The sequence below is a fragment of the Blastococcus sp. SYSU DS0552 genome (genome assembly GCF_054050815.1).
Window position 1 is genome coordinate 49,347 of sequence record NZ_JBJHAB010000008.1, and the last position, 21,862, is coordinate 71,208.

General features: G+C 74.1%; 23 protein-coding genes and 1 pseudogene. 1 reads left to right on the forward strand and 23 read right to left on the reverse strand.

The features are described from left to right. Positions 1–60: 60 nt before the first annotated feature. The 16 genes and pseudogenes from ACI8AG_RS10065 to ACI8AG_RS10140 all read right to left on the reverse strand — a co-directional run. Positions 61–564, reverse strand: a pseudogene (locus tag ACI8AG_RS10065) (DNA-processing protein DprA); the annotation flags it as partial. Next, the gene (locus ACI8AG_RS10070) at positions 561–2,093 is read right to left on the reverse strand and encodes a YifB family Mg chelatase-like AAA ATPase (protein ID WP_456596923.1); all 1,533 of its coding nucleotides are present in this window, start codon (positions 2,091–2,093) and stop codon (positions 561–563) included. The pseudogene ACI8AG_RS10065 and the gene ACI8AG_RS10070, both read right to left, overlap by 4 nt. Next, a complete protein-coding gene (locus ACI8AG_RS10075) occupies positions 2,090–2,449 on the reverse strand; it encodes a YraN family protein (protein WP_456596924.1) in 360 nt (119 codons plus the stop codon). Before ACI8AG_RS10075 ends, ACI8AG_RS10070 begins: the two co-directional genes overlap by 4 nt. A gap of 78 nt (positions 2,450–2,527) precedes the next feature. Then, entirely contained in the window at positions 2,528–2,848 is a 321-nt protein-coding gene (locus ACI8AG_RS10080) for a DUF2469 domain-containing protein (RefSeq protein ID WP_347057571.1), read from the reverse strand. Next, complete coding sequence (locus ACI8AG_RS10085; RefSeq protein ID WP_456588795.1) at positions 2,845–3,633, reverse strand: ribonuclease HII; 789 nt, start codon at positions 3,631–3,633, stop codon at positions 2,845–2,847. Before ACI8AG_RS10085 ends, ACI8AG_RS10080 begins: the two co-directional genes overlap by 4 nt. Before the next feature lie 111 nt (positions 3,634–3,744). Next, complete coding sequence (locus ACI8AG_RS10090) at positions 3,745–4,467, reverse strand: LuxR C-terminal-related transcriptional regulator (protein ID WP_456596925.1); 723 nt, start codon at positions 4,465–4,467, stop codon at positions 3,745–3,747. Positions 4,468–4,615: 148 nt separating this feature from the next. Next, on the reverse strand, positions 4,616–5,572 hold the full coding sequence (lepB, locus tag ACI8AG_RS10095; RefSeq protein ID WP_456596926.1) for a signal peptidase I: 957 nt from the start codon (positions 5,570–5,572) through the stop codon (positions 4,616–4,618). A 79-nt stretch (positions 5,573–5,651) separates the two neighbouring features. Next, positions 5,652–6,008, reverse strand: coding sequence for a 50S ribosomal protein L19 (gene rplS / locus ACI8AG_RS10100; RefSeq protein WP_091933693.1), 357 nt, complete (start codon positions 6,006–6,008; stop codon positions 5,652–5,654). Between the two features lie 146 nt (positions 6,009–6,154). Beyond that, the gene (locus tag ACI8AG_RS10105; RefSeq protein WP_456588798.1) at positions 6,155–6,652 is read right to left on the reverse strand and encodes an NUDIX hydrolase; all 498 of its coding nucleotides are present in this window, start codon (positions 6,650–6,652) and stop codon (positions 6,155–6,157) included. After that, positions 6,645–7,466, reverse strand: coding sequence for a tRNA (guanosine(37)-N1)-methyltransferase TrmD (gene trmD, locus ACI8AG_RS10110; protein WP_456596927.1), 822 nt, complete (start codon positions 7,464–7,466; stop codon positions 6,645–6,647). Before trmD ends, ACI8AG_RS10105 begins: the two co-directional genes overlap by 8 nt. After that, positions 7,463–8,005, reverse strand: coding sequence for a ribosome maturation factor RimM (gene rimM, locus ACI8AG_RS10115; protein ID WP_456588800.1), 543 nt, complete (start codon positions 8,003–8,005; stop codon positions 7,463–7,465). Before rimM ends, trmD begins: the two co-directional genes overlap by 4 nt. 25 nt (positions 8,006–8,030) lie before the next feature. After that, on the reverse strand, positions 8,031–8,267 hold the full coding sequence (locus tag ACI8AG_RS10120) for an RNA-binding protein (RefSeq protein WP_113799223.1): 237 nt from the start codon (positions 8,265–8,267) through the stop codon (positions 8,031–8,033). 3 nt (positions 8,268–8,270) lie between these two features. Further along, positions 8,271–8,735 carry a 30S ribosomal protein S16 gene (rpsP, locus tag ACI8AG_RS10125; protein ID WP_456596928.1) on the reverse strand — a complete coding sequence of 155 codons (465 nt, stop codon included), beginning with the start codon at positions 8,733–8,735 and terminating at the stop codon, positions 8,271–8,273. 204 nt (positions 8,736–8,939) lie between these two features. Continuing rightward, the gene (locus tag ACI8AG_RS10130; RefSeq protein WP_456596929.1) at positions 8,940–9,281 is read right to left on the reverse strand and encodes a ribonuclease E inhibitor RraB; all 342 of its coding nucleotides are present in this window, start codon (positions 9,279–9,281) and stop codon (positions 8,940–8,942) included. A gap of 10 nt (positions 9,282–9,291) precedes the next feature. Next, the gene (locus tag ACI8AG_RS10135; RefSeq protein WP_456596930.1) at positions 9,292–11,040 is read right to left on the reverse strand and encodes a proline--tRNA ligase; all 1,749 of its coding nucleotides are present in this window, start codon (positions 11,038–11,040) and stop codon (positions 9,292–9,294) included. A gap of 77 nt (positions 11,041–11,117) precedes the next feature. Further along, on the reverse strand, positions 11,118–11,288 hold the full coding sequence (locus tag ACI8AG_RS10140; protein ID WP_456596931.1) for a hypothetical protein: 171 nt from the start codon (positions 11,286–11,288) through the stop codon (positions 11,118–11,120). Positions 11,289–11,472: 184 nt separating this feature from the next. On the opposite strand from ACI8AG_RS10140, the gene ACI8AG_RS10145 reads away from it, so the two are divergent. Beyond that, entirely contained in the window at positions 11,473–12,999 is a 1,527-nt protein-coding gene (locus tag ACI8AG_RS10145; RefSeq protein WP_456596932.1) for an LCP family protein, read from the forward strand. A 31-nt stretch (positions 13,000–13,030) separates the two neighbouring features. On the opposite strand, the gene ACI8AG_RS10150 is transcribed toward ACI8AG_RS10145, so the two are convergent. The 7 genes from ACI8AG_RS10150 to ftsY form a co-directional block, all read right to left on the reverse strand. Next, the gene (locus ACI8AG_RS10150) at positions 13,031–14,116 is read right to left on the reverse strand and encodes an amidohydrolase family protein (protein WP_456596933.1); all 1,086 of its coding nucleotides are present in this window, start codon (positions 14,114–14,116) and stop codon (positions 13,031–13,033) included. Then, on the reverse strand, positions 14,113–15,687 hold the full coding sequence (gene ffh, locus ACI8AG_RS10155; RefSeq protein ID WP_456588807.1) for a signal recognition particle protein: 1,575 nt from the start codon (positions 15,685–15,687) through the stop codon (positions 14,113–14,115). Before ffh ends, ACI8AG_RS10150 begins: the two co-directional genes overlap by 4 nt. A 185-nt stretch (positions 15,688–15,872) precedes the next feature. Next, a complete protein-coding gene (locus tag ACI8AG_RS10160; protein ID WP_456596934.1) occupies positions 15,873–16,064 on the reverse strand; it encodes a hypothetical protein in 192 nt (63 codons plus the stop codon). An 83-nt stretch (positions 16,065–16,147) separates the two neighbouring features. Next, a complete protein-coding gene (locus ACI8AG_RS10165; RefSeq protein ID WP_456596935.1) occupies positions 16,148–18,520 on the reverse strand; it encodes a [protein-PII] uridylyltransferase in 2,373 nt (790 codons plus the stop codon). A gap of 137 nt (positions 18,521–18,657) precedes the next feature. Then, the gene (locus tag ACI8AG_RS10170) at positions 18,658–18,996 is read right to left on the reverse strand and encodes a P-II family nitrogen regulator (protein WP_135146504.1); all 339 of its coding nucleotides are present in this window, start codon (positions 18,994–18,996) and stop codon (positions 18,658–18,660) included. Then, positions 18,993–20,327: an ammonium transporter gene (locus tag ACI8AG_RS10175; RefSeq protein ID WP_456596936.1), complete on the reverse strand. Its 1,335-nt coding sequence runs from the start codon at positions 20,325–20,327 to the stop codon at positions 18,993–18,995. Before ACI8AG_RS10175 ends, ACI8AG_RS10170 begins: the two co-directional genes overlap by 4 nt. A gap of 257 nt (positions 20,328–20,584) precedes the next feature. Then, on the reverse strand, positions 20,585–21,805 hold the full coding sequence (gene ftsY / locus ACI8AG_RS10180; protein WP_456596937.1) for a signal recognition particle-docking protein FtsY: 1,221 nt from the start codon (positions 21,803–21,805) through the stop codon (positions 20,585–20,587). Between the last annotated feature and the right edge of the window lie 57 nt (positions 21,806–21,862).

Consider the following 21,862-nt stretch of genomic DNA (forward strand, 5'->3'; position numbering starts at 1 on the left):
CCCCCCCGAGACGACGGTCCAGCCCCGCTCGCCGAGCTGGTGGCCCAGCTCGGCGGCCACGTGCTCGCCGTAGGCGCTGGCGGCGCGGGCGCCCACCACGCCGACCGAGCGGGCGGTCACCTCGTCGAGCCGGGCCGGTCCGCGCACCCACAGCGCGAGGGGCGGAACGAGCGCCAGCGTGCGGTCGGTCTGCTCCCGACGGTCGAGCGGTTCCTCCGCGACCGCGACCGTGAGCGCGTGGAGCTGGAACGCCGGCCACTCGTCGTCCTCGGGCACGACCACCCGGGCGTCGCACCGCTCGGCGCGGCGCAGGTCGGCCAGGCTTGCTTCCTCTTCCGCGCGGGCGCCGACCAGCGAGCGGATACCGGCCGGTGCGGCACCGGTCCGCAGCCGCCGCACCGCCTCGACCGGGCCGACGTCCTCGACGTAGCGCCAGAGGTCGACGGTGCCCGGTTCGACCGCCCGGGTCAGCCACGCCCGCGCGCGGCGGACCCCCGGGTGCACCACCCCGCTTACCGCCGGCGCGGCGGCCGCGTCCTCCAGGTCCTCTTCGAGGGTGGTCACGCCGCCGCCCGCTGCAGCCGCATGCCGAGGGCCTCGGCGACGTCGTCGGCGTGGGGCACGGTCCGGCCGGCGAGGTCGGCCACCGTCCAGGCGACCCTCACCACCCGGTCGAAGCCCCGCACCGAGATGGCGCCGCGCTCCAGCGCCCGCTCGGCCAGCCGCAGCGCCGGGCGCGGGATCGCGAACCGCTCGCGCAGCAGGCGGCCTGGCACCTCGCTGTTGAGGGCGTGGCCGGTGCCGGCCAGCCGCTCCCGCGCCGCGGCGCGCGCCCGGGCCACCCGCTGGGCGACGACGGCGGTGGGCTCGGGGGCGGGCAGCCCGTCCAGCCAGGCCGCCCGGGTGACCGGGGGCAGCTCGACCCGCAGCTCGACCCGCAGGTCGACCCGGTCGAGCAGCGGGCCGGAGAGCCGCGACTGGTAGCGCCGCCGTTCCAGCGGGCTGCAGGTGCAGGCGGTGTCACCGGCGGCGGTGGCGCACGGGCACGGGTTCGCGGCCAGCACGAGCTGCGCACGGCACGGGAACGTGGCGGCGCCGGCGGCCCGCTGGATGGTCACCTGCCCGCGCTCCAGCGGCTGGCGCAGGGTGTCGAGCACCGCGCGGGGGAACTCCGGCGCCTCGTCCAGGAACAGCACGCCGCGATGGGCCCGGCAGAGCGCGCCCGGCCGGATCTGGCCGGAGCCGCCGCCGATGAGCGCCGCCATCGTCGCGGAGTGGTGCGGCGCCTCGAACGTCGGCCGGGTGACCAGCGGCGCCTCCGGCGGCAGGGTGCCGGCGACGGAGTGGATGGCGGTGACCTCGAGCGCCGCCTCCTCGTCCAGCGGCGGGAGCAGCCCGGGCAGGCGCTCGGCGAGCATGGTCTTGCCGGCGCCGGGTGGTCCGGCCAAGTAGAGGTGGTGCCCACCCGCGGCGGCGACCTCCACCGCCCGGCGGCCCGCGGCCTGCCCGACGACGTCCCCGAGGTCGGGGACCGGCGGCTGCGGCGGCACCGCGCCCCGGACGTGCGGCACCAGCCGCTCGGCACCCGTCAGGTGGGCGACGAGCTGGGTGAGCGTGCCGACGGCCAGCACCTCGACCCGGTCCACCAGGGCGGCCTCGGCGGCGTTCGCGACGGGGACGACGACCTGCGCGTGCCCGGCCCGCGCGGCGGCCAGAACGGCGGGCAGGACTCCGCGGATGGCACGCACCGACCCGTCCAGCCCCAGCTCCCCGAGGAGCACCAGCCGGTCCACGGCCCGCCGCCGCACGGCGCCGGCAGCTGCCAGGACCGCGGCGGCCAGCGCCAGGTCGAACCCGCTCCCCTGCTTGGGCATCGAGGCCGGCGACAGGCCGATGGTGACCCGGCGGGCGGGGAACTCGCCCCCGGCGTTGGCGATCGCCGCGCGCACCCGGTCGACCGACTGGCGGACCACGGCGTCGGGCAGCCCGACGAGGACGACGCCGGGCAGCCCGGCGGCGATGTCCACCTCGACCTCGACCATCGCGCCGCGGACCCCGGCGAGACCGACCGACCAGGTGCGGGCGAGGGTCACGAGAACGCCCCGCGCAGGTGGGTGACGACCGCCGGGCGCTCGGGGCGCGCCAGCACGCCCACGACGTCGAACCGCACCTCCGGTGCGTGCTCGTCGTGCGCCGCCAGCCAGCGCTGCGCCAGCACCCGCAGCCGCCGCTGCTTGGCCGGCGTGACCGCCTCGACGGGAGAGCCGTACCCGGTGCCCCGCCTGGTCTTCACCTCGCAGAAGACCAGGGCGTCGCCCTCCCGGGCGACGACGTCGAGCTCACCCTCGCGGCAGCGCCAGTTGCGATCGAGGACCTGCAGTCCGCGGTCGGTCAGGTAGGCGACGGCGATCCGCTCGCCGTGGGCGCCGAGTTCGGTGGTGGGAGGCACCCCTCGACCGTGCCGCTCCGGGGGCGGCGGGCGAAGGGGCGGCGGCGGTCTGTGGACGACGCCGCCGGGTGTGGACGGCTAGGGCAGGCGCGGGCCGTCCGGCAGCTCGAGGTCGGGTTTGTCGAGCTCCTCGACGTTGACGTCCTTGAACGTCAGCACCCGCACGTTCCGCACGAACCGGGCGGGCCGGTACATGTCCCACACCCAGGCGTCGGAGAGCTTGAGCTCGAAGTAGATCTCCCCCCCGGCCTCCCGCACCTGCAGGTCCACGGAGTTGGCCAGGTAGAACCGGCGCTCGGTCTCCACCACGTAGGTGAACTGCCGGACGATGTCCCGGTACTCGCGATAGAGCTGCAGCTCCATCTCGGTCTCGTACTTCTCGAGGTCCTCGGTGCTCATCGGTCCTCGGTGCTCGTCAGGGCTCGGGACACAGGGCGCATGGCCCCATCATCGACCATGGCGGTGCGACCGGTCAGGTGGGTGGTCCGCGCGGCGTGCAGGTCGCGGGCCCGGGCGACGTTGACGTACCGCATCCGGTGCTCCGGGCAGGGGCCGTGCCGCTCCAGCGCGGCGGTGTGCACGTCGGTGATGTAGCCCTTGTGACCGGCGAAGTCGTACTCGGGCCAGCGCTCGTGCAGCTCGGCCATGATCCGGTCGCGGGTGACCTTGGCCAGCACCGAGGCGGCGGCGACGCAGGCGGCCACCCGGTCGCCCTTCCAGACCGCCAGCCCCGGGCGCGCGAGCCCGGGCACGGGGAAGCCGTCGGTCAGCACGTAGTCCGGGCCGGGGTCCAGCGTGCTGACCGCGCGGCGCAGCGCCTCGATGTTGGTGACGTGCATGCCCCTGGCGTCGAGGTCCTCGACCGGCAGGACGACGACCGACCAGGAGACGGCGCGCTGCACGATCTCCTCGTAGACGCGCTCGCGGGTGGCTGCGGTGAGCAGCTTGGAGTCGGCCAGCCCCGGCACCCGGCCGCGGCGCCCCGCGGGCAGCACGCAGGCCGCGGCGACCAGCGGACCGGCGCAGGCCCCGCGGCCGGCTTCGTCGGCTCCGGCGACGGTCTCGAAGCCGCGGCGTCGCAGCGCGCGCTCCATGTCCCACAACGCGTCGGGCCGGTCGTCGGCGACCGTCCTCCGGGCACGCACCACCGGCGCGGATCGAGGGTGGGTGGGACGAGCAGCCATCGCGGCACGACAGTACGACGACGGGCGCGGGGGCGACCCCCACCCCCGGACGCCCCGCGGGCCGGCTCCCAGGAGTTCGGGAGCCGGCCCACGGAGCCGTCGGAGGATCGGTCAGAGGTCGGCGGTGGCCTCGGGGGCGGGCGCCGGCAGGGAGTGGGCTCCACAGGTGCAGCCCGGCGTGCGGTTGGAGAGCACCAGCGACACCGCGTGGGCCCGGTCGCGGGCGCCCAGCTTGCGCAGGATCGCCTTGACGTGGGACTTGACGGTGTCCTCGCTGATGAAGAGGTTGCGGCCGATCTGCCGGTTGGACAGCCCCTGGAGCAGCTCGTCCAGGACGTCCTGCTCCCGGCGGGTCAGCGGCACCTCGGGTGAGAACGGCTTCGCCGCGGGCACGGCCGAGGGCTCCACCCGGCGGATCTGCGGGTCGACGACGACCCGGCCGGCGCGGGCGGCCAGGACCGCCCAGCCGAGCAGCGTCGGGGACGTGTTGATCATCAGGTAGCCGCGGATGCCGGCGGCCAGCGCCTCGTTGACGACGGCCGGGTCCTCCGAGGTCGCCAGGGCGACGATCGCGACCCGGGGGAAGCGGCGACGCAGGTCGCGGCAGGCGTTCAGCGTGGCCGGCCGGCCGGAGCCCAGCTCCACCACGACCGCATCGGGGCGGGCCGTCTCGACGAGGGTGAGGGCCCGCCGCAGCTCGCCGGGCGTGCCCACCGCCTGCATGCCGGCGGTCTCGTTGACCATGCTGACCAACCCGCGACGCAGGACGGGCGCGTCGGCGAGGAGGAGCACGCGGGTGACACCGCGTGCGGTGCTCGCCATGGGTGCGGACACGACTGACTCCGTTTCACTTCCGAGTAAGTTCAATCTCTGCATCGGAAGGGTGAAACGGTTGCTTGAATGCTTTTCCAACCTTTCCTTCAGCCGTTATCGGCATCCGGAACGGTGCAATGCGTGAGTCACAGCCGTAACGGCGCGACCATTAGCGGGACGGCGGCACGCTCCTGGGCCACCGGCGCCGCCGCCAGGCGCTGATCGGCACGGCGCCGGCCAGCCCGGCCGCCCACGGCAGCACCGCCACCGCCGCCCCGGCCGGGACCGGGGCCGGGGCCGGCTCACCGGCGGGCGCACCTGCCGCCGCCTCGACGCCCTGGATGTCCGGCGAGTCCAGCAGGCCGAACCGGTCCAGCGGCCACACGATGACCGCCGCCTTGCCGATGACGTCGTCGACGGCGATGGTGCCGGCGTACTCGTCGCCCATGTGGGAGCGCGAGTCCGCGGACGACGAGCGGTGGTCGCCCATGACCCAGAGCCGCCCCTCGGGCACGGTCACCGGGCCGAACGCGCGTCGCTCGATGGGCGTGTCCTCGAAGATGTAGGGCTCCTCGAGCGGCTCGCCGTCCACGGTGACCCGGCCCTCGAGGTCGCAGCACTGCACCGTCTGGCCCTCGGTGGCGATCACCCGCTTGACGAAGTCGTCCTCGCTGGGCGGCGCGACGCCGATGGTGCGCCCCACCCACAGCAGCGCGCCGGTGAACCAGTTGTCCGGCTCGTCCACCGAGATCTCCGGCGTCCAGGTGTCGGGGCCGCGGAAGACGACGATGTCGCCGGGCTCGGGCTCGCCGAACCAGTACGGCACCTTGTTGACCAGCACCCGGTCGCCGGTGCAGCCGGTGCAGCCGTGCAGGGTCTGCTCCATCGACCCGGAGGGGATGAAGAACGCCTGCACGAAGAAGGTCTTGACCACCAGGGCCAGCACGAAGGCGATCAGCAGCAGGACGGGCAGCTCCCGCAGCAGCGAGCCCTTCTTCGCGTCCTCGTCCCGGCGACGGCGCCGGCCGGGCTTCTCGGCGGCCGGCGCACCGTCGTGCGTCTCGTCGGGCTCGTCGGGTTCGCCCGGAACGACGTCGGCGGGCCCCCCGGGCCGGTCGCTGCTCATCAGGAGCAAGCGTACGGCGCAGGGGACCCGCCGAGATCCAGCCGGTCGGGCCGGCTGCAGGCGTGTCCTCGCGAGGAGGTCAGCGCGCGACGGTCTCGCGCTTCTCCTTGATCTTGGCGGCCTTGCCGCGCAGCTCGCGGAGGTAGTAGAGCTTGGCGCGGCGCACGTCACCGCGGGTGAGCACCTCGATCTTCTCGACGACCGGGGTGTGCACCGGGAAGGTGCGCTCCACGCCGACGCCGAAGCTCACCTTGCGCACGGTGAAGGTCTCGCGGATGCCCCCGCCCTGGCGGCGGATGACGACGCCCTGGAAGACCTGGATGCGGGAGCGGTTGCCCTCGATGACGCGGACGTGCACCTTGACGGTGTCACCCGGGCGGAACGAGGGGATGTCGTCGCGCAGCGAGTCGGCGTCGAGTGCGTCCAGGGTGTTCATCTCGGCAGTCCTCAGTCTCAGATGGCTCGTTCTCGGTTCGGACAGCGGAACGCCCCGGCTGTCCGTTCCGGGGTGCTGCGGCTCCGGTGCGGAGCTCCCGACAGCCCGGCCGTCGGTCAGCAGCGACTCTCTACTGTGCCACATCGTCAGCCGACGATGCGCGGCGGCCCCGTCCACGGCCCCGCCTGCAACTCGGCCAGCAGCGCGGGGAGCTCGGCCGGCACGAGGTCCACGCGCGCCGCCAGTTCTTCCGCCGCCCACCACCGGTGCGGCTCGTCGGCCAGCACCTCCAGCTCGGTCAGCGCCCCGGGAACGACCTCGTGGACGACGTCGCGCAGCACGAAGAAGGTCTCGCGGGTGTCGTAGACCTGGTCGCCGAACGGGCCGACGTGCCGCCGGAGCCACACCGGCCCCTCCAGCGCGCCGGGCTCGACGTGCAGCCCGATCTCCTCGGCCAGCTCGCGAACGGCGGCCGTGCGGAGCGTCTCGCCGTCCTCCACTCCCCCGCCGGGCGTGTACCAGAACAGCACCTCGCCGGGCGGGACGGACGGGTCGGGCAGGCGCGCGCCGAGCAGCAGCACCCGGCCGGCCGGGTCGAGGACGACCACCCGCGCCGTCCTGCGCAGGACCGGCCGGTCACTCACCGGCCAGCGCCGCCCGCTCGGCGTCGGTGAGCGCGTCGCCCGGCAGGGCGGCGAGCAGATCGGGGCGGCGGGCCGCGGTGCGGCGCAGCGACTCGGCCCGGCGCCAGCGGTCGATCTCGGCGTGGTTGCCCGACAGCAGCACCGGGGGCACCTCGTGACCGCGCCAGGTCACCGGCCGGGTGTAGGACGGGCCCTCGAGCAGGCCGTCGGCGTGCGAGTCGAACTCCACGGACTCGCGGTTGCCGACGACGCCGGGGAGCAGCCGGGTCACGGCCTCGGTCATCACCAGGACCGCGGACTCCCCGCCGGCCAGCACGTAGTCGCCGATCGACACCTCGGAGACGGGTCCGGCGTCGGCGGCCCAGTCGGCGACCCGCTGGTCGATGCCCTCGTAGCGGCCGCAGGCGAAGACCAGCCCCGGCTCGGTGGCCCACTCCGCGGCCATGCGCTGGGTGAACGGCCGGCCGGCGGGGGTCGGGACGACCAGCCGGGTGCCCGGCGGGCGGACGGCGTCCAGCGCGCGGCCCCACGGCTCGGCCTTCATCACCATGCCGGGGCCGCCGCCGTAGGGGGCGTCGTCGACGGTGCGGTGGACGTCGTCGGTCCACTGCCGCAGGTCGTGCACGCCGACCTCGACCAGGCCGCGCTCGATGGCCTTGCCCAGCAGCGACTGACGCAGCGGCGCCAGGTACTCGGGGAAGATCGTGACGACGTCGATGCGGAAGGCGTCGCTCAGTGCACCCGGTTCGCTCCCGCGGGCCGCTCCGCTCCTCGCTCGTTCCTCGCTGCGATGCTCACGCCCCTGTCCGCTCACAGGTCGAGCAGCCCCTCCGGCGGATCGACGACCAGGAACCCTCCGTCGACGTCGACGGTGGGCACGATCGCCGAGACGAAGGGGATCAGCGCCTCGCGCCCCTCGGCGCGGCGCACGACCAACAGGTCCTGCGCCTCGTGCCGGACGGCGGTGACCTCGCCGAGCACCGAGTCGTCGGTCAGCCGCGCGGTCAGGCCGACCAGCTGGTGGTCGTAGTAGGAGTCGGGCTCCTCGATCTCCGGCAGGTCGGCGACGCGGACCAGCAGGAGGGTGTTGCGCAGCTCGTCCACGGCCTCGCGGACGTCGTAGACCTCACCGGCCGGACCGGCCAGCTGCAGCAGCAGGGTGCCGCTGTGCCAGCGCTTGTCGACGACGGTGAGCGGGCCCCGGTCGGCCGGATCGGTGAGCAGCACCGCGCCGGGGGCGAAGCGGAGGTCGGGGTCATCGGTGCGGACCTCGACGGTGGCGAGACCACGGACACCGTGGGGCCGGCCGATGCGGCCGACCACCACGGTGTCGGTGGGTTCGTCCTGTGTCACGTGCTCGCGCTCGAAGAGCTCGTGCTCAGCGCCCGTCGGTGTCGACGACGTCGACCCGCAGGCCCCGTCCGCCGACTCCGGTCATCACCTGGCGCAGCGCCTTGGCGGTGCGCCCGCCGCGGCCGATGACCTTGCCGAGGTCGTCGGGGTGCACCCGGATCTCGAGGGTCTTGCCGCGGCGGTTGGTGAGCAGGTCGACGGTGACGTCGTCGGGGTTGTCGACGATGCCCTTGACCAGGTGCTCGAGCGCTTCTTCGAGCACGTCTTACTCGGCCGGCGTCTCGGCCGGAGCAGCGTCGGCCGCGGGGGCCTCGGCGGCGTCGGCCTTGGGAGCGTCGGCCTTGGGGGCGGCCTTCTTCTTCGGGGTGGTGGCACCGGCGGCCGGCTCGTCCATGCCGGAGCGGACGGCGGCCTCGTAGAGGGCCTTCTTGTCCGGCTTCGGCTCGGCGACCTTCATGGGCGGCGGCGCGGCCTCGCCCTTGAACTTCTGCCAGTCACCGGTGACCCGGAAGATGGCGGCGACGGCCTCGGTCGGCTGCGCGCCGACACCCAGCCAGTACTGCGCCCGCTCGGAGTCGACCTCGATGAAGGAGGGGTCCTCCTTCGGGTGGTACTTGCCGATCGTCTCGATCGAGCGCCCGTCGCGCTTGGTGCGGGCGTCGGCGACGACGATGCGGTAGTACGGCGCGCGCATCTTGCCGAGGCGCATGAGCTTGATCTTGGTTGCCACGGTGTGTGGTGTTCTCCTCGAACGCGTTTCGGTGCTCGCCGGAACGACGTGTGGGGGTACGCCGGGGCGGAGCCAGGGACACGGGCGTCAACGGTGAGAGGGCCGCTGCCGCCGTGTTCGACCGTTCATTGTGCCAGAAAGAGGAGCCCTCCCTCCTCCCGCCCTCGCAGGCCCGGGCGCGGGCCTCTGGACGGGGCCGAGGAGCTAGTCCTCCGCGGCGACCAGGAAGCCGCCCCAGCCGTCGTAGCTCCCGCCGTGCCGGTCGACGATGCCCACGACTTCACGGGTGAAGGCGGCCGCGGTGGCGGAGTCGACGGCGGTCATCGCGCTGAACTCCAGCCAGACGGTGAGGAACCGGCGCCGCAGCCCGTCGATCCGGTAGCCGGCGGCGACCAGCTCCTCCCCCGCCGCCTCGGCCGCCCTCCGCGACCGGAAGCCAGCCAGGTGGTCGATCGGCCGGGGCTGGTGCACCTGGTCGCCCATGCCCAGGCGCTGGTCCACCAGCTGGTCGCTCAGCGCGACCTGCTCCTCGACGTCTCGCGCCACGGTGCGGAGCTCAGCCGCGGACGGCGGCGACGACCCGGGCGGCGGCGCCGTCGACGGGGATCTCCTCGCGCTCGCCGGACTTCCGGTCGCGCAGCTCGAACACGCCCTCGGCCAGGCCGCGGCCGACGGTGACGATCGTCGGCATGCCGAGCAGCTCGGCGTCCTTGAACTTCACGCCGGGCGAGACCTTGGGCCGGTCGTCGTAGAGCACGGTGAGTCCCTGCCCCACCAGCTCCTGGGCGAGCGCCTCGGCGGCCTCGAAGACGGCGGCGTCCTTGCCGGTGGCCACGATGTGCACGTCGGCCGGGGCGACCTCGCGCGGCCAGACCAGGCCGAGCTCGTCGTGGGTGGACTCGGCGATCGCGGCGACGGCGCGGGAGACGCCGATGCCGTAGGAGCCCATGGTGACGGTGACGAGCTTGCCGTTCTCGTCGAGCACCTTGAGGTCGAGCGCCTCGGCGTACTTGCGGCCGAGCTGGAAGATGTGGCCGATCTCCACGCCGCGGGCGAGCTCCAGCGGGCCGGAGCCGTCGGGCGCGGGGTCGCCGGCGAGCACCTCGGCGGCCTCGATGACGCCGTCCCAGGTGAAGTCGCGCCCCGCGACCAGGTCGAACACGTGCTTGCCGGGCTGGTTAGCGCCGGTGATCCAGCGGGTGCCCGTGACGACCCGCGGGTCCACCAGGTAGCGGATCCCCGACTCGCTCTCGCTGCCGAGCGCCTGGGGGCCGATGTAGCCCTTGACCAGCGCGGGGTGCTTGTCGAAGTCGGCGAACGGCTCGACCTCGGCGGGGGCGACCTGCGCCTCCAGCCGCTTGAGGTCGACCTCGCGGTCGCCGGGGATGCCGATGACCAGCGGCTCGCGGGTGCCGTCGGGGTGCACCAGCAGGACGACGACGTTCTTCAACGTCGAGGCGGCGGTGTAGCGCTCCTCGGGGAACATCTCCTGCGCGACGGCGACGAGCGTCTCGATGGTCGGGGTGTCGGGGGTGTCCTCGACGTGCGCCTCCGGCAGGCCGTCGAGCGGGATCTCGTCGGGGACGACCGTGGTGACCGCCTCGACGTTGGCCGCGTAGCCGCCGGGCGAGCGGACGAAGGTGTCCTCACCGATCGCCGTCGGGTGCAGGAACTCCTCGCTCTTGGAGCCGCCCATGGCCCCGGACATCGCCGAGACGATGGCGTACTCGAGGCCGAGGCGGTCGAAGATGCGGATGTAGGCGTCCCGGTGCGCGGCGTAGGACTTGTCCAGGCCGGCGTCGTCGACGTCGAAGGAGTAGCTGTCCTTCATCGTGAACTCGCGGCCGCGCAGCAGGCCGGCGCGGGGACGCGCCTCGTCCCGGAACTTGGTCTGGATCTGGTACAGCGACAGCGGCAGGTCCTTGTACGACGAGTACAGGTCCTTCACCAGGAGCGTGAACATCTCCTCGTGCGTGGGGCCGAGCAGGTGGTCGACACCTCGGCGGTCCTGCAGACGGAACAGGTTGTCGCCGTACTCGGTCCAGCGGCCGGTGGCCTCGTAGGGCTCCTTGGGCAGCAGCGAGGGGAAGTGCACCTCCTGGGCGCCCATCCGGTCCATCTCCTCGCGGACGATCCGCTCGACGTTGCGGAAGACCCGGAAGCCCAGCGGCAGCCAGCTGAACCCGCCGGGGGCGGCACGCCGGATGTAGCCGGCGCGCACCAGCAGGCGGTGGCTCGGGACCTCGGCGTCGGCCGGGTCGTCCCGAAGGGTCCGCAGGAACAGGGAGGACATCCGCAACAGCACGGAGCGAGTCTCCCAGGCGGCCGCAGGCCGACGTCCACGGGACCGGCTTGGCGCGGCCGACGGCCGGGGGCGACCCGTCAGGCCGGCTCGGGCACCCCGCCCGGGTCGCCGCCGGGGTCGTCGGGCGAGGGCTCGACCGGCGCGGGCGGCAGCGTGTCGGGTGTGTCGGGCAGCAGCTCGCCCGGGTCGTCGGGCGCCGGCTCGGTCGGGTCGATCGGGGGGTCCGGTTCCGGGAGTGGCGTGACCATGCGACGAGTCAACCAGCGTCGCCGCGCGGTCGGCACGTCGTGACGGAGCGCCGTCCCGGTCTGCCGGACTGCCGTGGCCTGAGTCGCAGGCGCCGCCGCCCGGCGCAGCGTGGCTACGATCGAGCAGGTCAGAGGCTCGTCGACATCCCCCCGCGCGGGGCCGATCCCGGGAGCGAGGAAGTTCGTGGGCCGAGACCGCCGGCAGGACGATCACGGCGGTCGGCCGCTGCCCCCACGGCTCGACCCGCGCGCCGGCCTCCCGCCGCGCTCCCGCGCCGGTGCCAGCCCTGCCGGCTTCCGCGAGCGGGGCGGTCGCCGCCGTCTCGTGGTCAGCAGCCGGATCGTCGCCGGGCTGCTCTCGGTCCTGCTGCTCGCCGGCTCCGGGTGGGGCTGGTACCTCGGCCAGGTCGCCGACGCGACGGTCAACCGGACCGACGCCATCCCCACCGACGGCAACGACGACAGCGGGGACGTCGGCGAGGCGATGAACCTGCTGCTGGTCGGCAACGACAGCCGCAGCACGCTCACCGAGGAGCAGCTGGCCGAGCTGCAGGCCGGCACCGACTCCGGCATCAACACCGACACGATGATCCTCGTGCACGTCCCCGCCGACGGGTCGCGCGCCTCGTTCGTCTCCTTCCCCCGCGACTCCTGGGTGGAGATCCCCGGGCACGGCATGGACAAGCTCAACGCCGCCTACGCCTACGGCTACGCCGCCGCCGACGACGCCGCCAGCGAGAGCGCCCGCCAGGCCGCCGGCGCCCAGCTGCTGGTGCGCACCATCAGCCGGCTGACAGGGCTGCAGATCGACCACTACGCCGAGGTGGACCTGCTCGGCTTCTTCGAACTGAGCACCGTCGTGGGCGGCGTCGAGGTCAACCTCTGCGAGCCCGTGGACGACCGCGAGTGGTCCGGCGCGGTCTTCCCCGCCGGCAAGCAGACGATCAGCGGCGCGGACGCGCTCAAGTTCGTCCGCCAGCGCCACGGGCTGCCGGGGGGCGACTTCGACCGCATCGTCCGCCAGCAGGTCTTCATCGCCGGGGTGCTGCGCAAGATGCTCTCCGACGACGTGCTGCTCGACCTCGGCAAGCAGCGCGAGCTCGTCCAGGCCGCCGCCGAGTCCCTGACGGTGGACGAGGACCTCAACCTGCTGCAGCTCGCCGAGCAGATGCAGTCGGTCACCACCGGCAGCATCGAGTTCCAAACCGTGCCCAACCTCGGGATCGACCGGGAGGGCAACGCGTCGATCGTCCGGCTCGCCGACGAGACCACCCTGCGCCAGTTCTTCGCCCAGCTGTCGGCCGAACCCGAGGAGGCCGCGCCGGAGGCCGCCCCGCCGGAGCCGGTCGACCCCGCCGAGGTGGCGGTCGCCGTCTTCAACGGCTCCGGCACCAGTGGCCTGGCCGCGCAGGCGGAGACCCAGCTGGAGGCCGAGGGCTTCTCGGTGGTCTCCACGGGCAACGCGGACTCCGCCGACTACGCGCAGACCGAGGTCCGGTACGCCGCCGGCGACGAGGCCCTCGCCGCCACCCTCTCCGCCGAGATCCCGGGCGCCGTCACCCGGGCGGTCGACGACGCCACCCCGGGCACCGTCCAGCTCGTCCTCGGCTCGGACTTCAACGGCATCGGGCAGGAGACGGACGTCCAGCCGCTGGTGGCCGAGGCCGAGGAGGAGGCCCGCACCGCCGCCGACACCGGCTGCATCAACTGACGCCCACGCAGCTGCGGGAAACGCTCGCTGATCAGGCGACGACGCGGCCGCGCAGGATGGTTCGTCGCGGTCGCTGCAACGAGTCGAGGTCGGCGCGCGGGTCGGTGTCGTACACGACGACGTCGGCCGTCGCCCCCTCCTCGATCCCCCGCAGCCCGAGCCACTCCCGCGCTCCCCACGACCCGGCGGCCAGGGCCGCCTCGGCCGGGATGCCCGCCTGGCACAGCGCCCGGATCTCGTCGGCGATGACGCCGTGGTCGATGCCGCCGCCGGCGTCGGTGCCGGCGAACACCGGGACGCCCGCCTCGTAGGCGGCCCGCACCACCGCACCGGAGTTCGCGTACAGCCGCCGCATCGTGCTGGCGTAGCTGGGGAACTTCTGCTCCCCCGCCGCCGCGAACCCCGGGAAGTTCTCCACGTTCACCAGCGTCGGGACGACGGCGGTGCCGCGGCGGGCCATCTCGCCGATGAGCTCCTCGGTCAGCCCGGTGCCGTGCTCGATGCAGTCGATCCCGGCCTCGATCAGCGCCGGCAGCGCGTCGGTGCCGAAGGTGTGCGCGGTGACCCGGGCGCCCTCCTCGTGCGCCGCCGCGATCGCCGCGGCGACGACGTCGGCCGGCCACTCGGGGGCCAGGTCGCCGACCGACCGGTCGATCCAGTCGCCGACCAGCTTCACCCAGCCGTCACCCCGGCCGGCCTGGATGCGCGTCTGCTCGACGAGGTCCTCGGGCTCCAGCTCGACGGCCAGCCCCGGGATGTACCGGCGGGTGCGGGCGATGTGCCGCCCGGCCCGGATGATCGTCGGCAGCTCCGGGTCGCCGTCCAGCTCCCGGGTGTCCACCGGCGAGCCGCAGTCGCGCAGCGCCAGCACCCCGGCGTCCCGCTCCACCAGCGCCTGGGTGCGCGCGTGGGCGATGTCCTCGACGTGCCCGCCGCCGCGGGCGATGCCCACGTGGCAGTGCGCGTCGACCAGGCCGGGCAGCAGCCAGCCACCCCGGCTCACCGTCTCCGCTCCCGGGACCGGCTCGAAGGTGAACCGCCCGTCGCGCACCCAGACGTCGCGGTGCTCGCCCTCGGGCAGCACCACACCGGACAGGTGGAGGGCGGGGGCGGTCACCGCCCGTTGCCGTCCTTGAACTGGTCGAAGTTCAGCTTGGTGAGGTCGGGCATGGCCTGACCCGGGGGCAGCCCCGGCATCCCGCCGCCGCCGAAGGGGTTCGCCCCGAAGGTGTTGCCCGCGCCGGGCGGCAGCCCGGGGGCGCCCACGGGACGGCGCGCCGGGCCACCCTTGCCCTTGCCCTTCTTCCCCTTGCCCTTCTTCGACTGCGCCTGCATCTGCCGACCGCGAGCCTTCTTCGACATGGGGCCCATGCCGGGCAGACCCATGCTGCCGGCCATCTGGCCCATCATCTTCTGGGCCTGCGCGAACCGCTCCAGCAGGCCGTTGACCTCGGTGACCGTCACGCCCGAGCCGTTGGCGATGCGCACCCGGCGCGACGAGTTGATGATCTTCGAGTTGACCCGCTCCTCGGGCGTCATCGACTGGATGATCGCCGCCGTGCGGTCGAGGTCGCGGTCGTCGACCTGCTTGAGCTGCTCCTTCATCTGGCCCGCGCCCGGGAGCATGCCGAGCAGGTTGGCGATCGGCCCCATCTTGCGGATCGCCATCATCTGCTCGAGGAAGTCCTCGAGGGTGAAGCCCTCGCGGGAGGCGAGCTTGCCCGCCATCCGCTCGGCCTGCTCGGCGTCGAACGTCCGCTCGGCCTGCTCGATCAGCGTGAGCATGTCGCCCATGCCGAGGATGCGCGAGGCCATCCGCTCGGGGTGGAAGACGTCGAAGTCGCTGAGCTTCTCGCCGGTGGAGGCGAACATGATCGGCTGGCCGGTCACGTACCGCACCGACAGCGCGGCACCACCGCGGGCGTCGCCGTCGAGCTTGGTGAGGACGACGCCGCTGAACCCGACGCCCTCCTGGAACGCCTGGGCCGTCGTGACGGCGTCCTGGCCGATCATCGCGTCGACCACGAACAGCGTCTCGTCCGGGCGGACCGCGTCGCGGATGTCGGCCGCCTGCTGCATCAGCTCGGCGTCGATGCCCAGCCGGCCGGCGGTGTCGACGACGACGACGTCGTGCATGGTCCGGCGGGCGTGCTCGATCGAGTCGCGGGCCACCTGCACCGGGTCGCCGACCCCGTTGCCCGGCTCCGGCGCGAAGACGTCGACCCCCGCCTGACCGGCGACGATCGACAGCTGGTTCACCGCGTTGGGGCGCTGGAGGTCGGCGGCGACCAGCAGCGGCGTGTGCCCCTGCGACTTCAGCCAGCGGCCCAGCTTGCCGGCGAGGGTGGTCTTACCGGCACCCTGCAGACCGGCCAGCATGATCACCGTCGGCGACTGCTTGGCCAGCCGGATGCGGCGGGTCTCGCCGCCGAGGATCTGGATGAGCTCCTCGTTGACGATCTTGACGACCTGCTGCGCCGGGTTCAGCGCCTGCGAGACCTCCGCCCCCCGGGCGCGCTCCTTGACCGCACTGATGAATGCCCGCACCGCGGGCAGCGCGACGTCGGCCTCCAGCAGCGCGATGCGGATCTCCCGCGCGGTCGAGTCGATGTCCGCGTCGGACAGCCGGCCCTTCCCGCGCAGGCCGGTGAACACCTTGTCCAGGCGGTCGGAGAGGGTCTCGAACACAGCACGTCCTCAGCAGTCACGGGCGCGGGCTCGCCGCGCCACCTGTCTCCCAGCGTATCGAGTGAGGAGGTGACGGGGCGGCCCTCCCGCAGGGTCCCGCCGCGAGCCGGCGGGCGGTGGGGGCGGGAGCCCCGCCCAGAGGCTCACGCCGAGCGTGCGAGGCGTGAGGGGGACGGGGAGTTTTCTCAGGCCGCGCGGGCGGAGCGGACCTCGGTTCGCAGCAGGGCCGTCTGACCGGTGACGATCGCGGTGCCGCAGTCGGCGCACGCCCACTCGGGGCACTCGCCGCCGTCCTCGGTGTGGCCGTCGACGCACGGCGGCTGCACGAAGTCCCGGTCGTCCCCGCAGGACGGGCAGGGCCAGTGGCGGCTCTCCACGAGTCGGCTCCTCTCGGCAGGTGGGACCGGTCCGTCCCCTCTGCCCACGACCGTCGCACGCGGGTACGACAGAACGAGGTAGCTCAGGACGGCGTGTCGTATCCCGCCGCCACGGCCGGGCCCCGGGTGGCCGCGACGAGGGCCGCGTCGACCCGTTGCCGCTGCTCCGGGTCCACCGGGGAGCCCGAGGGGTCGGCCACGTAGAAGCAGTCGACCGCGTCCCCGCCGAGCGTCTCGATCCGGGCCGACGTGACGTCCAGCCCCTCCGCCGCGATCGCCGCGGTCAGCCGGTAGAGCAACCCGGTCCGGTCCCCCGCGCGCACCTCCACGATCCCGGTCGCCCGCCCGCTGACCTCGTGGTTGTGCCAGGAGATCCGCGGTGGCGCGGAGCGGGTCTCCTGGCGGTAGTCGGCCTCCCGCTGCCGCAGCCGCTCGGGCAGCGAGAGCGTCCCCTCCAGGGCGGCGCGCACGCCGTCGGCGAGGATCTCCGGCACCGGCGCCCGCCCGAACCGGGGCCGCACCGCGAACACGCCGGTGCCGTAGCCGTCGGCCACGGTCATCTTCGCGGCCCGCACGTCGAGCTGGTTCAGCGCGAGCACACCGGCGCAGGTGCTGAGCAGCCCCGGCCGGTCGGGGGCCCCGATCGTCACCTGCTGGCCGTCGGCCACCTCCTCGATACCGACCGTCACGCCCCGGGTCGCGCCCGGGATGCCCGGCGCGAGCACTGTCGCCTGCGCCCGCGTGGCCGGGTGCAGCACCGGCTCCGGCTCGCTCAGCGGCGCGCCGCCGAGCTGCGCCTGCACCCGGGCCACCAGCGCCGCGACCAGGTGCGCCTTCCACGGTGACCACGCCGACGCGCTCGTGGCCGCGCCGTCGGCCTGCGCCAGCGCGTGCAGCAGGTGCAGCACGGAGGCGTCGCGGCCGATGGTGGCGGCCACCCGATCGATCGTCGCCGGGTCGTCTATGTCGCGCCGGGTCGCCGTCGCCGGCAGCAGCAGGTGGTGGCGCACCAGCGTGCCGAGCGTGGCGACGTCGGCCTCGGCGAAGCCCATCCGCGCGCCGATGGCGGCGGCGATCGGCTCGCCCACCTCGCTGTGGTCACCCGGCCAGCCCTTGCCGATGTCGTGCAGCAGCGAGGCGACCAGCAGCAGGTCGGGCCGGTCGACGTCGCGGGTGAGCTCCGCGGCCGCGGCCGCGGCCTCGATCAGGTGCCGGTCGACGGTGAAGCGGTGCCAGGGGTGCCGCTGCGGCAGCGACCGGATGCGGTCCCACTCGGGCAGCAGGCGGGCGAGCAGGCCCTCCTGGTCCAGCTGCTCCAGCACCGGCACGGCGGACCGGCCGCTGGCCAGCAGCCGGAGGAAGGACCACCGGACCTCCGACGGCCAGGGCTCCGGCACCGGCGGGCTGTGCACGGCGAGCACCTTGAGCGTGTACGGCGACAGGAGCAGGTCGGCCCGGGCGGCGGCCGCTGCGGCCCGCAGGAGCAGCCCGGGGTCGGCGGCGGGGCGGGCGTCCCGCGCGAGCACCACCTCGTCGCCCTGCCGGACGACGCCGTCGGCCAGCGGCTCGCGCCGCACCCGGCGGTAGCGGCCCCGGGGACGGCGGACCAGCCCGGCCTCCACCCGGCGCCACGTCTCGTCGGCGACGAACGCCAGCCGCCGCCCGGCCAGGCTCACCTCGCGCAGCAGCACGTCCTCGTCGGCCAGGCCGAGCGCGACGGCCACCGCCCGCTGCTCCTGGCGCACCAGGACGTCGGAGGCCCGCCCGGACCGCCGGCGCAGCTCGTCGCGCACGTCGAGCAGGAAGGCATAGGCCTGCTCGACCTCCGCGGCGGGCTCGTCGGCGAGCTGGGCGGCGGCCGCCGCACGCAGCACCTGCCCCTCGCGCAGGCCGCCGTAGGCCTCCTTCAGGTCCGGTTCCAGCAGGAAGGCGAGCTCGCCCAGGCGGCGACCGCGCTCGCGCCGCAGGTCGCGGAGCTGCGGCAGGAGCCGGGAGGCGTGCTGCCGCCAGCTGGCCAGGGTCGCCGTGCGCAGCCGGGCGGCCAGCCCGGCGTCGCCGGCCACCAGCCGGGCGTCGAGCAGCCCGAGCCCGGCCTTGACGTCGGTCGAAGCGACGGCGACCGCCTCCGAGACCGAGCGCACCGAGTGGTCCAGCCGCAGGCCGGCGTCCCAGACCGGGTACCAGAGGGCATCGGCGAGGGCGGCGATCTCCGGCCGGTCCTCGTGCACGAGGACCAGGTCCAGGTCGCCGTGCGGCGGGGGCTCCCGGCGGCCCAGGCTGCCGACGGCGACCAGCGCCACCCCGTCGGTGCCGGTCCGGGGCGGCGTCCCCCCGCGGCGGGTGTGCGACGGCGGGGTGCCGGCCACGGCGTCGTCCAGCAGCCCGGCGAGCCATCCGTCCAGGGCCGCCACGCGTCCCGCGCGGCTCAGGCCCGGCAGCGCCTGGGTGTCCAGCACACATCCCCCTCCGGTGGAGCAACGGTCGGAAGATGCGTCGGCCGGGGCGGTGGAGGAACCCACCACCCCGGCCGACGCGGGCCCCGTCCAGAGACTCGCCCGAGCGGGCGAGGGATCAGGAGGACGGGGTCCTTCGACTAGAGCGCGTCGTCCCCGCGCTCGCCGGTGCGGACCCGGACGACCTCGTCGATCGTCGTCACCCACACCTTCCCGTCGCCGATCTGACCGGTGGAGGCGGCCTCGACGACGGCGTCCACGACCCGGGCGGCGTCCAGCTCGCTGACGACCACCTCGATGCGGACCTTCGGCACGAAGTCCACCTGGTACTCCGCGCCGCGGTAGACCTCGGTGTGACCCCGCTGCCGGCCGAAGCCCTGGACCTCGCTGACGGTGAGCCCGGCGATGCCGATCAGCTCGAGGGCGTTCTTGACGTCGTCGAGCTTGAACGGCTTGACGATCGCGGTGACCAGCTTCATGCCCGGATCCCTTCCGTGTTACGGGCCTCGGCGCGCGCCTGGCCGCTCAGTGGGGCGGTGGAACCGCTGCTGCCCAGCGAGGCGAAGTCGTAGCCGGACTCGGCGTGCACGACGGTGTCGATGCCGGCGATCTCGTCCTCCTCGCGGATCCGGAAGCCCATGGTCTTCTGGATCGCGATCCCGATGACCAGCGTAAGGACGAAGGAGAAGACGAGGACGGCCACCGCTCCGACGACCTGCCGCCACAGCTGGTCGACGCTGCCGCCGAAGAAGAGGCTCTCCACGCCGGCCGGGGCGTCGGGGTCGGCCAGGAACCCGATGGCGATGGTGCCCCAGAGCCCGCCGACGAGGTGGACGCCGACGACGTCGAGCGAGTCGTCGTAGCCGAGCTTGTACTTCAGCCCCACCGCCAGGGCGCAGAGCGCACCGGCGATCGCGCCGATGATGATGGCGCCGATCGGCGAGACCGCGGAACAGGCCGGCGTGATCGCCACGAGCCCGGCGACGACACCGGAGGCGGCGCCCAGGGACGTGGAGTGCCCGTCCCGCATCTTCTCCACCAGCAGCCAGCCGAGGATCGCCGCGCCGGTGGCGACGAGGGTGTTGACCCAGACCACCGAGGCGGCGTTGTCGGCCGCGAGCGCGGAGCCGGCGTTGAAGCCGAACCAGCCGAACCACAGCAGCCCGGCGCCGATCATGACCAGCGGCAGGTTGTGCGGGCGCATCGCGTCGCGGCCGAAGCCACGGCGCTTGCCGAGGACCAGGGCGAGGGCCAGACCCGCCGCACCGGCGTTGATGTGGACGGCGGTGCCGCCGGCGAAGTCGATGGCGGCGATGTCGTTGGCGATCCAGCCACCGATCACGTCGTCGCCGTCGAAGGCGAACACCCAGTGCGCCACCGGGAAGTAGACGATCGTGGCCCAGATGCCCACGAAGACCATCCAGGCGCCGAACCTGGCGCGGTCGGCGATGGCACCGGAGATCAGTGCCACCGTCAGGATGGCGAAGGCGGCCTGGAAGCCGACGAAGGCCATGGCGGGCAGGCCACCGGCCTCGCCGGTCGTGTCCTCCATCAGGCCTGCGAGGCCGAGGAACTCGGCCGGGTCGCCGATCAGCCCGCTGCCCCCGACGCTGTCGCCGAAGGCGATCGAGTAGCCGAAGAGCACCCAGAGCACGCTGACCAGGGCCAGTGCGCCGAAGCTCATCATCATCATGTTCAGCACGCTCTTGGCGCGGACCATGCCGCCGTAGAAGAGCGCGAGGCCAGGGGTCATCAGCAGCACGAGCGCGGCGCTGGTGAGGATCCAGGCGGTGTCGCCGGTGTTGACCACGGCAACCTCCTGTGTCGGGTCGTCGGCCGGGCGGCCGTATCGGTGAGCTCGCGCCCTCCGCGCAAGGAGGGCGACGCGGCGTTCACCGTGCCGGGCCCGTGTTTCCGGCGACGTCGGTGCCACGTTTCGGGGTCGTGAACTCCGCAGCGCGTGTCCCGGCCCCGCGTTGCGACCGTGTTGCGCCGACCCGACCGTGTGACGCCTCGCACCCTCGGGCCGCGCGCACCGCTCCGGCCCTCACCCCACCGGCCGAGGGGTCACCCCTCGCCGACGAGCCCCTCGGCGAACGCCCTCGGCTCGAACGGCGCGAGGTCGTCGGGGCCCTCGCCGAGGCCGATCAGCTTCACCGGGATGCCCAGCTCCTGCTGCACCCGGACGACGATGCCGCCCTTCGCGGTGCCGTCGAGCTTGGTGAGCACGACGCCGGTGACCTCGACCGCCTCGGTGAACACCCGGGCCTGCACGACGCCGTTCTGCCCCGTCGTGGCGTCGAGCACCAGCAGCACCTCGGTGACCGGTGCCTGCTTCTCCACGACCCGCTTGACCTTGCCGAGCTCGTCCATCAGGCCCGACTTCGTGTGCAGCCGCCCGGCGGTGTCGACGACGACGGTGTCCACTTCCGCCTCCATGCCGGTGCGCACCGCCTCGAAGGCGACGGCGGCGGGGTCGCCGCCCTCGCGCCCGCGGACGGTGAGCACCCCCACCCGCTCGCCCCACGTCTCCAGCTGGTCGGCGGCCGCGGCCCGGAAGGTGTCGGCCGCACCGAGGATCACGCTCTTGCCGTCGCCGACGAGCACGCGCGCGAGCTTGCCGACCGTGGTCGTCTTCCCGGCGCCGTTGACCCCCACGACCAGCACCACGCCGGGCCGGCCCTCGTGCCGGGCCGTGCCGAGCGTCCGGTCGAGGTCGGGGCCCAGGACCGCGGCGAGGTTGTCGACGAGGAGCTCGCGCAGCTCGGCGCCGGAGGCGGTGGCCAGCACCATCGACTGGGTGCGCAGCCGCTCGACGATCTGGGTCGTGGCCGCGACGCCGACGTCGGCGGCGAGCAGGGTCTCCTCGATCTCCTCCCAGTCGTCCTCGGTCAGCTTCTCGCGGGCCAGCACTGTGAGCAGGCCCCGGCCCAGCGAGGACTGCGACCGGGCCAGCCGTGAGCGCAGCCGCACCAGCCGTCCCGCCGAGGGCGCCGGGGTCTCGAACACCAGCCCCGGCTCGGGCTCTGCCGGGGGCAGCTCCACGGCCGGCGGAGCCTCGGGGACCACCGCGTCGGGCTGGTCCTGGAGACCCAGTCCCGACGCGGTGGCACCGGTCGGCCGCGGCTGCTCGACCGGCGGAGCGGGGGGCCGGGGGCGGGTCAGCGTCGTGCCGCTGGCGGCGTCGTCGTCGAGCCGCGTCGTCCGCCGTCCACGGCCGACGAGCAGGCTGACACCGGCGATGAGGGCGACCAGCAGGATCGCGATCGCGATCAGCACGAATTCCATGCCCCGAGTCTTCCAGCCGCCGCCCGGCCGGCACCTCCGGGACACCGGGTGCCCGCA